Annotated in this window: 11 protein-coding genes; 3 read left to right on the top strand and 8 right to left on the bottom strand. The window is 74.4% G+C overall.

The window, feature by feature from the left end:
* Window positions 1-26: 26 nt before the first annotated feature.
* From galK to KG103_RS12520, 7 genes are all read right to left on the bottom strand, one after another.
* Window positions 27-1,274 (bottom strand): galactokinase, encoded by a 1,248-nt coding sequence (gene galK, locus KG103_RS12550; protein ID WP_207338915.1) that lies wholly within the window; start codon window positions 1,272-1,274, stop codon window positions 27-29.
* An 89-nt stretch (window positions 1,275-1,363) separates the two neighbouring features.
* A complete protein-coding gene (gene galT, locus KG103_RS12545) occupies window positions 1,364-2,569 on the bottom strand; it encodes a galactose-1-phosphate uridylyltransferase (protein WP_249670579.1) in 1,206 nt (401 codons plus the stop codon).
* On the bottom strand, window positions 2,566-3,378 hold the full coding sequence (locus tag KG103_RS12540) for a DeoR/GlpR family DNA-binding transcription regulator (RefSeq protein ID WP_207338914.1): 813 nt from the start codon (window positions 3,376-3,378) through the stop codon (window positions 2,566-2,568). Before KG103_RS12540 ends, galT begins: the two co-directional genes overlap by 4 nt.
* A 102-nt stretch (window positions 3,379-3,480) precedes the next feature.
* The gene (locus tag KG103_RS12535) at window positions 3,481-4,914 is read right to left on the bottom strand and encodes an endo-1,4-beta-xylanase (protein ID WP_207338913.1); all 1,434 of its coding nucleotides are present in this window, start codon (window positions 4,912-4,914) and stop codon (window positions 3,481-3,483) included.
* Between the two features lie 388 nt (window positions 4,915-5,302).
* Window positions 5,303-6,469: an Mrp/NBP35 family ATP-binding protein gene (locus KG103_RS12530; protein WP_207338912.1), complete on the bottom strand. Its 1,167-nt coding sequence runs from the start codon at window positions 6,467-6,469 to the stop codon at window positions 5,303-5,305.
* A 53-nt stretch (window positions 6,470-6,522) separates the two neighbouring features.
* A complete protein-coding gene (locus KG103_RS12525) occupies window positions 6,523-7,065 on the bottom strand; it encodes a DUF1003 domain-containing protein (protein WP_207338911.1) in 543 nt (180 codons plus the stop codon).
* The gene (locus KG103_RS12520; protein ID WP_207338910.1) at window positions 7,058-8,368 is read right to left on the bottom strand and encodes a magnesium transporter MgtE N-terminal domain-containing protein; all 1,311 of its coding nucleotides are present in this window, start codon (window positions 8,366-8,368) and stop codon (window positions 7,058-7,060) included. The genes KG103_RS12525 and KG103_RS12520 overlap by 8 nt, the downstream gene beginning before the upstream one ends.
* Window positions 8,369-8,468: 100 nt before the next feature.
* Here KG103_RS12520 and KG103_RS12515 point away from each other — a divergent pair, with 100 nt between their 5' ends.
* Window positions 8,469-9,113: a general stress protein gene (locus KG103_RS12515; protein WP_207338909.1), complete on the top strand. Its 645-nt coding sequence runs from the start codon at window positions 8,469-8,471 to the stop codon at window positions 9,111-9,113.
* 36 nt (window positions 9,114-9,149) lie between these two features.
* Here KG103_RS12515 and KG103_RS12510 read toward each other — a convergent pair whose 3' ends face one another.
* Complete coding sequence (locus KG103_RS12510) at window positions 9,150-10,703, bottom strand: aminopeptidase P family protein (protein WP_207338908.1); 1,554 nt, start codon at window positions 10,701-10,703, stop codon at window positions 9,150-9,152.
* A 65-nt stretch (window positions 10,704-10,768) separates the two neighbouring features.
* On the opposite strand from KG103_RS12510, the gene KG103_RS12505 reads away from it, so the two are divergent.
* Together KG103_RS12505 and KG103_RS12500 are read left to right on the top strand one after the other, a co-directional pair.
* Entirely contained in the window at window positions 10,769-11,611 is an 843-nt protein-coding gene (locus KG103_RS12505) for a PHP domain-containing protein (RefSeq protein ID WP_207338907.1), read from the top strand.
* The gene (locus KG103_RS12500) at window positions 11,608-12,228 is read left to right on the top strand and encodes a MarC family protein (protein WP_207338906.1); all 621 of its coding nucleotides are present in this window, start codon (window positions 11,608-11,610) and stop codon (window positions 12,226-12,228) included. The genes KG103_RS12505 and KG103_RS12500 overlap by 4 nt, the downstream gene beginning before the upstream one ends.
* The last annotated feature ends 5 nt before the right edge of the window (window positions 12,229-12,233 follow it).

Here is a 12,233-nt window from a genome sequence, read left to right as displayed (position 1 = left end):
TTGCGGGACGGGTCACCCGCCCGGTCTCATGCCGCGGGAGGACCCGCGACCGCGACCGCGAACGCCGGCGTGGCGAGGCCGCGCGCGGCGAACGCCGCCGCCACCGCCGTCGCGACCGCGTCCACGTCCGCGGCCCGGACCAGCGCGATCGCGGACCCGCCGAACCCGCCCCCGGTCATCCGGGCCCCGAGCGCGCCGGCGGCGAGGGTCGCGTCCACGGCCACGTCGAGCTCACGGCAGGAGACCTCGTAGTCGTCCCGCAGCGACGCGTGCGAGGCGTCCATGAGCGGCCCGACCGCCGGCACGTCGCCCGCGTCGAGCGCCTCGACGAAGGCACGTACGCGAGCGATCTCGGACGTGACGTGCCGGACGCGGCGCACGAGGACGTCGCCGTCGGCGGCGGTGGCGAGCGCGGCCAGCGCGGCACCGGTGCCCTCGGCCGCGTCGGCGACCTCCCGCAGCGACGCGACACCGAGCCGACGTGCCGCGTCCTCGCACGCGGCGCGGCGCTGCGCGTACTCCCCGTCGACGTGCGAGTGCTCCGCACGGGTGTCGACCACCAGCAGCGCCAGGCCGTGCGCGGCCAGGTCGAAGGGCACGTGCCGCACGCCGCCGTCCCGGCAGTCCAGGAGCAGCGCGTGCCCCGCGCGGGCCCGCAGCGACGCGGCCTGGTCCATGCCGCCCGTCGGTGCGCCCGCCATCTCGTTCTCGGCGCGCACGCACAGCTCGGCGACGCGGGCACGACCGGCGTCGTCACGTGCGGCGCCGTCCGCGTCGACCCCGCCGGCCAGGCCGAGGCCGTGCACCGCGTCGAGCGCGACCGCGACCGACGCCTCGAGCGCCGCCGACGACGACAGACCGGCGCCGAACGGCACGCACGAGTCGATCGCGACGTCGAACCCGCCGACGTCGTGGCCCGCCTCGCGCAGCGCCCACGCCACGCCCACGACGTACGCCGCCCATCCCCTCACCGCGCCGGGCACGGCGTGCGCCAGGCGGACCTCGCGGACCCCCGACGGCTCCTGCGCGGACACCAGGCGCACGAGGTCGTCGTCGCGCCGCGCGACCGCGGCGTACGTGCGGTGCGGCAGCGCGACGGGCAGCGCGAGGCCGGCGTTGTAGTCGGTGTGCTCACCGATGAGGTTGACGCGGCCGGGGGCGGACCAGACGCCGTCGGGCGCCGTCCCGAACGTCGCGTCGAACAGCTCCCGGGCACGCTCCTCGCCCGCCGGGCGGTCCCAGGCCGCGGTCCAGACGGTGGCGGTGTCGGTCATGGTGGTCTGCTCCGTGCTCGTGCGTGCGGGGTGCGGGGGTGCCGTGGGGGTCGAGGGGGGCGTCGCGGGCGTGCCCGCGGCCGACCGGCTCACGCGAGCTCCTGCAGGCGGCGCGCGATCCGCTCGGGCGTGGTGTCGGAGATCCACGAGGCCATCGCGGACTCCACCCCGGCCAGGTACTTGAGCTTGCCCGGCGCCCGCAGCACGGAGAAGACCTGCAGGTGCAGGCGGGACACGTCGCGCCCCTCGTGCACCGGGGCCTGGTGCCAGCCGCTGATGTAGGGCAGCGGGATCGCACCGCCGTCACCGTCGACGAAGAACTGGTCGAGCCGGCGCAGCAGGGTGAGGTAGGTGGTCGACAGGTCGGCCTTCTCGGCGTCGGTCAGCGCCGGCAGGTCCGGCACGTCGCGCCGCGGTGCGAGGTGCACCTCGACGGGCCACCGCGCGGCGTACGGGACGTACGCCACCCAGTGCTCGGACTCCAGCACCACCCGGCGGCCGTGGCGCAGCTCGGCGTCGAGGACGTCGCGCAGCAGCAGCCGACCTGTGGCCTCGTGGTGCGCCCGGGCCTGCCGCAGCATCGCCTGCGTCCGCGGGGTCACGTACGGGAACGCGTAGATCTGGCCGTGCGGGTGGTGCAGGGTGACGCCGATCTCCTTGCCGCGGTTCTCGAAGCAGAACACCTGCTCGACACCGGGCAGCGCGGACAGCTCCCGCGTGCGGTCGGTCCACGCCTCGACGACCGTGCGCATGCGCCGCGGCCCGACGGTGGCCAGGGACGCGGTCGGGTCGGACGAGAAGCAGATGACCTCGCAGCGGCCCACGCCCGCGCGACGCTGCCACAGCGGCTCGCCGTCGACGAGCTCGGTGCCGGTCTCCACCCCGGGCAGGGTCATGAGGGAGGGGAACCGGTTCTCGAACACGACGACGTCGTAGTCGGTGTCGGGGATCTCCCCGTCCTGGTAGGCCGCGCCGGGCCGCGCCGGGGCGAGGGGGTTCGCGTCCGCCGGGGGCAGGAACGTGCGGTTCATGCGGTGCGCCGCCATGGGGATCCACTCGCCGGTGAGCGGGTCCAGGCGCAGCTCGGGTCCGGTGACGGGGTGCGCGACGCCGTCGGCGTCGACGACGGGGGCGTACCGGTCCGGCAGCGGGCGCGGGTCGTCGAGCCGCCGCGTGGCAGCCCCGGAGACGTACGGCTCGGAGTCGTCGAAGTAGATGAGCTCGCGGCCGTCGGCCAGCCGGGTGGCGGTGCGGCGCACGCGGGCGGCGAGGTCGGGCTGCGGGTCGGTGCTCACTGCTGGCCTCCGGGGGTGGCGGGGGTGGCGGTCGGGGCGGCCAGCACGAGGCGGGCGACGGCGTCGGCGAGGTGGGCACGGGCGTCGGGGGCCAGTCCCGTGTCGACGACCAGGGTGTCGATCTCGTCGAGGCCGCAGATGCGCGCGAGGCCGACCGTGCCCCACTTGGTGTGGTCGGCCAGGACCGTGGTCGCCGCCGCGCAGCGCACCAGGGCGCGGTCGGTGGCTGCCTCGGCGAGGTTGGGGGTCGTGGCGCCGTCGGCGTCCAGACCGTGGACGCCGAGGAAGGCGCGGTCGACGCGTAGGTGGTGCAGGGTGGCGTCCGCGACGGGCCCGACGAGCGCGTCCGACGGGGTGCGGGTGCCGCCGGTGAGCACGACCTCGACGTCGGGGACGCCGTGCAGCGCGTCCGCGACGCGCAGGCCGTTGGTCACCACCGTGAGCGGGCGCAGCGCGGGGTCGGCCGCGATCAGCGTGGCCAGCAGCCAGGTCGTGGTGCCGGCGGACAGCGCGAGCGACTGGCCGGGTTCGACGTCGGCGAGCGCGGCGCGGGCGATCGCGGACTTCTCCGCCGAGGACCAGGTGCGCTTGGCCTCGAAGCCCGGCTCGTCGGTCGAGCGGGCGGGGGTGTCGGGGGCGACGGCGCCGCCGTGGACGCGGCGCACGAGGCCGTCGCGGGCGAGCTCGGCGATGTCGCGGCGGACCGTCATGTCGGAGACGTCCAGCGCGGTGACGAGGTCGGCGACGCGCACGGCACCGTGCGTCCGGATCTCGTCGAGGATCCGTTCCCGCCGTTGGGTGGCAAGCATGAGAACAGTATCCATCACGACCGAACAGAAACCAACATTCAGTGGGGTGCCCTGCGGTGCCGGGCCCCTGCCATCACGACGACGGGGCGGACGATCAGGTCGTCAGGAGGCCGAGCAGGCCACCGTCGGCCACGTCCAGTTGCCGCCGTGCTGCACGGTGAAGCCGAACGACACCGTCTGGCCGTCAGCCAGGGCGCCGCTGCCGCTGGGACGCATCGTCATGACGTTGCCGCTGCTGTCCCAGGTGGGCGAGCCGCTCCAGGTCGCGATGATGCGCTGCGGGGACCGGACCGTGACGGTCGAGGTCCAGCTGCTGATGTTGCCGTTGGCGCGGATGGTCACCGTGCCGTTGAACCGGTCGTTCCACTTCTGGCCCTCGGAGTACGTCGCCGTGCAGGTGCCGCTGCCCGTGGGCGGCGGCGTCGTCGTCGGGGTCGGCGTCGGGCTGGTGCTGGGGCCGGGCGTCGGGCTCGTCGAGGGGCCGGGTGTCGGGCTCGTGCTCGGGACCGGCGTGCCGCCGGCGTTGAGCGCGTTGAGCGTGCTCGTGTAGGCCGCCTTCTTGTTGCCCGAGCCGTCGAACAGCAGCGGGGTGCCCGAGGCGCGCCACGAGTCGCTGTCACGCACGCCCCACACCGTGATGCCGGTGCAGCGGGCCACGGAGAGGCAGGCCTGGACGACGCCCTGGAACTGCTGCGCCTGCGAGGAGCCGGAGCCCTCGATGTCGAGCTCGGTGATCTGCACGTCCACGCCGAGCGCGGCGAAGTTCCGCAGCGTCACGTCGTAGTTCGACGGCACCGGGTTGCCCGAGTTGAAGTGCGCCTGGAAGCCGACGCAGTCGATCGGCACGCCGCGCGCCTTGAAGTCCTTGACCATGTTGTAGACGCCCTGCGTCTTGGCGTGGGACCAGTTGTCGGTGTTGTAGTCGTTGTAGCAGAGCTTGGCGCCGGGGTCGGCCGCTCGGGCGGCGCGGAAGGCCGCCTCGATCCAGTCGTTGCCCGTGCGCTGCAGGTTGGAGTCGCGGCGGCCGCCGGAGTTCCCGTCGGCGAACGCCTCGTTCACCACGTCCCAGCTGTGGATCTTGCCGCGGTAGTACGTGGCGACCTGGGTGACGTGGTCGAGCATGGCCGTGCGCAGGCTGGGGCCCTCCATGGTCCGCATCCACTCGGGCTGCTGGGAGTGCCACGCGAGGGCGTGCCCGCGGACCTGCTTGCCGTTCTGCCGGGCCCAGTTGACGATGCGGTCGCCCGAGGACCAGTTGAACTGGCCGCGGTTGGGCTGCATCGCGTCCATCTTCATCTCGTTCTCGGCCGTGATCATGTTGAACTCACGGTTCGCGATGTTCGTGTAGGTCCCGTCGTTGAGCCGGCTGGCCGCGATCGCGGTGCCGAAGTAGCGACCCGACTCGGCTGCGGCCGCCTGGAGCGTGCTGCCCGCTGCGGCGGCCGGCACGGCCAGGGCCACGGCCAGGGTGGCCACGGCGACGGCGCTGACGGCGCTGGCGCGTCGGCGTCCATGCCGGTGACGTGTGATCGTCATCGATCCCTCCTCAGGGTGGTCTGCCGGCGAGAAGCCGGCAGCACACCGTCCTTCAGGGGAGGTTTAACGTCAATACTTTCGGAGCCGGAGCAGAGAGTTTCGAGGGGCTCCTAATCGTTTCACCACTCTCCGAGGCGATCGCGCCGCTCGCTGTTGGCGATTAGGTTGGAAACTGGCGTGACCCACGTCACGTTCGCGGTCACGGCGGCGGCGTGCTCGCGCGCCTCGGCACCGAAATTATCGGCGCGAAGGGCGGGGCCACGACGTGCCCCGGGCCCCGGCGGGGGTCCGCTCCGGCGGCGTCGGCGACTCGGCGCGACGACTCGGCGCGACGACTCGGCGCGACGACTCGGCGCGACGACTCGGCGCGACGACTCGGCGCGACGACTCAGCGCCCGACGGGCGACAGGTCCAGCGGGCGGCCCGCCAGGTTCCGCGGCCGGGACGCGAGGGTGCGGGCGACCGAGCGCAGCACCGCGGCCGCGGGGGAGTCGGGCGCCGTCAGGACGACCGGTGCCCCGCCGTCGCCGGCCTCCCGCAGCGCGACGTCCAGCGGCACCTGCCCCAGCAGCGGCACAGCAGCCCCGGTGAGCCGCGCGAGGTTGTCCGCGACCCGCTGCCCACCGCCGGCGCCGAACAGCTCCAACCGGCTGCCGTCGGGCTGCTCGAGCCAGGACATGTTCTCGACCACGCCCACGACGCGCTGGCGCGTCTGCACCGCCACGGCACCGGCGCGCTCCGCCACCTCCGCCGCCGCGACCTGCGGCGTGGTCACGACCACCAGCTCGGAGCCCGGCAGCAGCTGCGCCACGGAGATCGCGATGTCGCCCGTCCCGGGGGGCAGGTCCAGCAGCAGCACGTCCAGGTCGCCCCAGAAGACGTCCGCGAGGAACTGCTGCAGCGCCCGGTGCAGCATCGGCCCGCGCCAGACCACCGGCTGCCCGGCCGGCACGAACATGCCGATGGACACGACCTTGACGTCGTGGGCGACCGGCGGCAGCAGCATGTCGTCGACCTTCGTCGGCGGGCGGTCCACGCCGAGCATCCGCGGGATGGAGAAGCCGTAGATGTCGGCGTCGACCACGCCCACGCGCAGGCCGTCGGCGGCCATGGCGACGGCCAGGTTGGCCGTGACCGACGACTTGCCGACGCCGCCCTTGCCCGAGGCGACCGCGATGACCTTGGTCAACGACCCGGGCTGGGCGAAGGGGATCTGCGGCTCGGCGTCGGTGCCGCGCAGCATCGTGCGCAGGTCGGCGCGCTGCTCGGCCGACATCACACCCAGGTCGACGCGCACGCCGACCACCCCGTCCAGGGGTGCCACCGCGGCCGTCACGTCCCGCGTGAGCGTCTCCTTCAGCGGGCACCCGGGCGTGGTCAGGTCGAGACCGACGACGACGAACGCACCGCCCTCGCGCGGCTCGACCTCCACGGACCGCACCATCCCGAGGTCCGTGATCGGGCGACGGATCTCGGGGTCCTGCACGCCGGCCAGGGCCGTGCGGACGGCGTCGACGAGCGGGTCGGCGGGCGCGGGGTTCTCGAGGGGCGGCACCCCTCCATCGTAGGTCGCCCGCGGGGCCGCACCGCGGGCCCGACGCCCCGTGGTCAGCGGTCGGCCGTGCCGCGCCGTGCGTCGCCGTGCCGCCGGTCGTGGTGGTCGTCCGCGGCCGCGGCCTGCTCCGCCTGCAGGTCCTCCAGGAGGCCCCGCAGCTCGGAGCGGACGAAGTCGCGGGTGGCGACCTCGGACAGGGCGATGCGCAGCGACGCCATCTCGCGGGCCAGGAACTCCGTGTCGGCCAGGTTGCGCTCGGCCCGCTGCCGGTCCTGCTCCGCCGAGACGCGGTCCCGGTCCGCCTGGCGGTTCTGCGCGAGCAGGATCAGCGGGGCGGCGTACGACGCCTGCAGCGAGAGCATCAGCGTCAGGGCGGTGAAGCCGTTCTCCGACTGGTCGAACCGCAGGTGCTCCGGACCCCACGAGTTCCACGCGAGCCACACCACGCAGAACGCCGTCAGGTACAGGATGAACCGCGGCGTGCCGAGGAACCGCGCGATGGACTCCGAGACGCGGCCCGAGGCGTCCGCCTCGACCTGCCAGCGGGGCAGCAGGGAGCGGCCGCGCACCCGCGGCTGGTCGAGACGCTCAGCCACGTCCCACCGCCCTGCCGTCGCGCGTCACCGCGGTGGGCCGCGTCGGCGGCCCCACGTGCACGTCGTCGGTCTCGCGCCAGTCGTCGGGCAGCAGGTGGTCCAGCACGTCGTCGACCGACACCGCGCCCAGCAGGCGGCGCTGCTCGTCGACGACCGGCAGGGCCAGCAGGTTGTACGTCGCCAGCTGGCGCGTCACCGACAGCAGCGGCGCGTCCACCGCGACCGGTTCCAGGTCCGTGTCCACGATCTGCCCGATCGCCTCGTGCGGCGGCTCGCGCAGCATCCGCTGGAGGTGCACGACGCCGATGTAGCGGCCGGTCGGCGTCTCCAGGGGCGGGCGGGCGACGAAGACGAGCGACGCGAGGGCGGGGTTGAGGTCCTGTCGCCGCACGTGGGCCAGCGCCGCGGCGATCGACGTCTCCGGCCCCAGGATCACCGGCTCGGTGGTCATCAGACCCCCCGCGGTGTTGTCCTCGTACGCCAGCAGGCGGCGCACGTCCTTGGCCTCGGCCGGCTCCATGAGCGCCAGCAGCTCGGCCGCCTGCTCCTGGGGCAGCTCGCCCAGCAGGTCGGCGGCGTCGTCGGGCTGCATCGCCTCCAGCACGTCGGCCGCGCGCCCGCGCTCCAGCCCGCCCAGGATCGCCACCTGGTCGTCCTCGGGCAGCTCCTCGAGCACGTCCGCCAGGCGCTCGTCGTCGAGCGCCGAGGCGACCTCCAGCCGGCGCCGCACGCCCATGTCGTGCAGCACGTCCGCCAGGTCGGCGGGCTTGAGGTCCTCGTACTGGGCGAGCAGCAGCTGGGCGCCCTGCGACTCCGACGGGCGACCGAGGCCCACGACCTCCTCGATCGGCAGCAGCATCGTCTCGCCCCGCCGGCGCAGCAGGCCACCGCGCTGGTCGGTGCGCCGCACGAAGACCTTGGTGACCCACCAGTCGCCGTTGCGCTGCAGCTCCATCGCCACGTCCTCGACGCGCGCCGTGCCCGAGCCGTCGGCGAGCTCGACCGTACGGTCCAGCAGCTCGCCCACCACCAGGGTCTCGGACACGCGCTGCTCGAAGCGGCGCATGTTGACCAGCCCGGTGGAGATGACCTGGCCCGCGTCGACCGCCGTCACGCGCGTCAGCGGCAGGAAGACCCGGCGCCGGCCGGGGACCTCGACCACCAGGCCCACCGCGCGGGGTGCGCCCGTCAGGCGCACGAGCACGACGACGTCGCGCACCCGGCCGACCTCGTCGCCGATCGGGTCGAAGACGGCGGTGCCGGCGAGACGCGCGACGAACACCCGGGCGCCGACGCTGCTCACGCCGGTCAGCCTAGACGCCGACCTCCCGTCCGGCCCGCCGCCGGCCCGGCGAGCCGGACGCTCCCTGGCGGCCCCGGGGCCGGTGCGGGAGGATCAGCACATGTCGTTCCCGCAGTCCGAGCGCATCCCCACGACGCCCACCCTGCCGACGGGCGAGACCGTCGCGACCTACGGCACGTACCTGCAGGCGCAGAAGGCCGTCGAGCTGCTCGCCGAGAAGCAGTTCCCGGTGCGGGCGGTGACCATCGTCGGCACGGACCTGCGCATGGTCGAGCGCGTCATCCGTCGGCTGTCGTACCCGAGCGCGGCGCTGGGCGGGTTCCTGTCCGGTGCGTGGTTCGGCCTGTTCGTGGGGCTGATCCTCACGCTGTTCTCGACGGGCGGCGCCAGTGTCATGCTGCCGGCCGTGCTGTTCGGCGGTGCGTTCGGGCTGCTGTTCTCCGTCATCGGGTACTCGCTCACGCGCGGTCGGCGGGACTTCGCGTCCGCCAGCCAGATCGTCGCCACGTCGTACTCCGTGCTGTGCCAGGCCGAGCACGCCCACCGGGCGCGCACCCTGCTGGCGGACACCGGGGGCGTGGTCTCGGGCTGGCCCGAGCCGGTGCGTCCGCCGGCACCCCCGGTCGGGGCCCCGCCGTCCGACCCCCGGCCGGGGTACGGACCGCCCACGACCCCGCCGCCGGCGCAGCAGCCACCCGCGCCGCCCGCGCAGCCGCCCGCACCGCCGGCGCCTCCGAGCGCCTGAGCCCCGGCGGGTCACCGGGGCCCGGGCGACGCCGACTCAGCCCTCGCGGAGCGCGGCCATCCAGGCCTCGACGGCATCGGGGTCCCGCGGCAGCGCCGCCGAGAGGTTCTCGTTGCCGTCGGCCGTGACGAGGACGTCGTCCTCGATGCGCACCCCGATGCCGCGGTACTCGGCCGGCACCAGCAGGTCGTCGGACTTGAAGTACAGGCCCGGCTCGATGGTGAACACCATGCCGGGCTGCAGCACGCCGTCCAGGTAGAGCTCGGCCCGGGCCTGCGCGCAGTCGTGCACGTCGAGGCCGAGGTGGTGCGACGTGCCGTGGACCATCCAGCGGCGGTGGTGCTGGTTGTCGGGGTGGAGGGACTCCTCGGCGCTGACCGGCAGCAGCCCCCACTCCTCGAGCCTCGCGGCCAGCACGCGCATGGCCGCGTCGTGCACGTCGCGGAACCGGGCACCGGGGACCGCGGCCTCGAACCCGGCGTCGGCGGCGTCGAGCACGGCCTGGTAGACGCGGCGCTGCACCTCCGTGAACGTGCCGTCCACGGGCAGCGTGCGGGTGACGTCCGCGGTGTAGAGCGAGTCGACCTCCACGCCGGCGTCGACGAGGACCAGCTCGCCCGGGCGCACCAGGCCGTCGTTGTCGGTCCAGTGCAGCGTGGTCGCGTGGTCGCCCGCGGCGGCGATCGTCGTGTAGCCGACGTCGTTGCCCTCCTCGCGCGCGTGCCCCAGGAACGTGCCCTCGATGACGCGCTCGCCGCGACGGTGCGCGACCGCGCGCGGCAGGGCGCGCACCACCTTCTCGAAGCCCGCGATCGTCGCGTCGACCGCCAGCCGCATCTGCTCGACCTCGTACGCGTCCTTGAGGAGCCGCAGCTCCGAGAGCGCCTCCGCGAGCCGCGCGTCGGCCTCGCCCGTGGCTTCCTCGCCGCGGATCTGCGCGACGACCTCCTCGACGGCCTCGTCGGACTCGGGGACGACCAGGACCTGCACACCGCCGGCTCCCACGTCCTTCGCCAGGGCGTCGCGCAGGTCGTCGAGGTGCGCGGTCGTGATGCCGGTGGTCGTGGCGATCTCGTCGAGCGTGGGCCGTGCGCCCACCCAGAACTCGCCGTACCGGGCGTCGGAGAAGAACTCGGGGGTGTCGCGCCCGGCCAGCGGGTTCATGTAGAGCACGGCGCGGTGCGCGCTGCCGTCGTCGCCGGTGCCGTCCGGCACGGGGTGCAGCACCAGCACGGCGTCGGGCTCCTGCTCGGTGCCCAGCCCGGTGAGGTGGGCGAAGGCCGCGTGCGGGCGGAACCGGAAGTCGGTGTCGTTCGACCGCACCTTGAACGACCCGGCGGGCACCACGAGCCGCGTGCCGGGGAACTGCGCGGAGAGCGCGCTGCGCCGTGCGGCGGCCATGTCCGCGACGGGGGCGCGGGTGGCGGTCGACGCCGGACGCTCGCCCCAGCCGGACGTCACGAACTCGACGAAGCGCCGTGACTGCGGCCGGTGCGACCGGTTGGAGCCGCGCTCCTCGAGCGGCTGCTCCTCGGCGGCCGGCGTGAGCGTCTCGGAGGTGAGGTTCTCGGGATGCTGGTCGGTGCACACCCTCCCAGTCTCGCACCGCCCGCCCCCGGCGCGGTGTCCCGGGTGCGAGGGGCTAGCGTGAGCAGGTGCGCATCGACCTCCACACGCACTCCCGGGCGTCGGACGGCACGCAGACCCCCGCGGAGCTCGTCACCGCCGCTCGGGACGCAGGCCTGGACGTCGTCGCGCTCACCGACCACGACACGACGGACGGCTGGGACGAGGCGGCGGCCGCCGCGCGGGACGTCGGCGTCGCGCTCGTGCGGGGCACCGAGGTGTCGGCCCGGTCCCGTGGCGTCAGCGTGCACCTGCTGTCGTACCTCCAGGACCCGGACCGCCCCGCCCTGGCCGACGAGCTCGCGCGGGCCCGCGACTCGCGCGTGCACCGCGCGCAGCGCATCGTGGAGCGGCTGGCCCGGGACGTCCCGATCACCTGGCAGGACGTGCTGGACCAGGCGCGGGACGCCGTGGCCGTCGGCCGCCCGCACATCGCGGACGCCCTGGTCGCTCGGGGCGTCGTGCCCGACCGGGACGTCGCCTTCGCGCACCTCCTGGCGTCCGACGGTCCGTACCACGTCGACCACTACGCACCCGAGGCCCCCGACGCCGTCGCGGCGATCCGGGCGTCGGGCGGCGTCCCGGTCTTCGCGCACCCGGCCGCCGACGCCCGGGGACGCATCGTGCCCGACCGCGTGTTCGACGAGCTCGCCGAGGCGGGCCTGGCGGGCCTCGAGGTCTTCCACCGTGACCACTCGCCGGCGCAGCGCGAGCGGCTGCTCGCGATCGCCGAGCGGCTCGGGCTGCTGGTCACGGGGTCGAGCGACTACCACGGCACGGGAAAGCTCAACCGGCTGGGCGAGAACCTCACCGAGCCGCAGGTGCTGGACGAGATCGTCCGGCAGGGGACGACGGAGGTGGTGACCGCGTGAGCGGCGTGCTCGACATCCAGCTGTTCGCGTCGGTGTTCGTCACCTTGTTCGTCATCATGGACCCGCCGGGGACCGTGCCGATCTTCCTCGCGCTCACCGGGTCCATGACCCGCCAGCAGCGGACGCGGGCGGCGCGTCAGGCGATCCTCGTCGCCTTCGGTGTCATCGTCGGCTTCGCGCTGTTCGGCCAGTCGCTGCTGAACTACCTGCACGTGTCGGTCGAGGCGCTGCAGGGTGCTGGTGGCCTGCTGCTCCTGCTCGTCGCGATGGAGCTGCTGACCGGCAAGATGGACAGCAACGAGGGGTACGAGGGCACGCAGGGCAACGTCGCCCTGGTGCCGCTGGGCACGCCGCTGCTCGCCGGCCCGGGTGCGATCGTCGCGACCATGGTGTTCGTCCAGCAGTCCACCGAGCCGTCCGACTGGGCCGCGCTGGCGCTGGGCGTGGTGCTCGTGCACCTGTGCCTGTGGCTGTCCATGCGGTTCGCCGGCGTGATCCACCGGGTCCTCAAGGACTCCGGGACCATGCTCGTCAGCCGGATCGCCGGCCTGCTGCTCGCCGCGATCGCGGTGCAGCTGCTCGCGGACGCCGTGCTGACGTTCGCGCGCCAGGTCTGACGCGT

Source organism: Cellulomonas wangleii (assembly GCF_018388445.1).
GTDB lineage: Bacteria > Actinomycetota > Actinomycetes > Actinomycetales > Cellulomonadaceae > Cellulomonas > Cellulomonas wangleii.
Note: the sequence above shows the minus strand (reverse complement) of the source record. Positions and strands in the feature narration are given on the sequence as shown.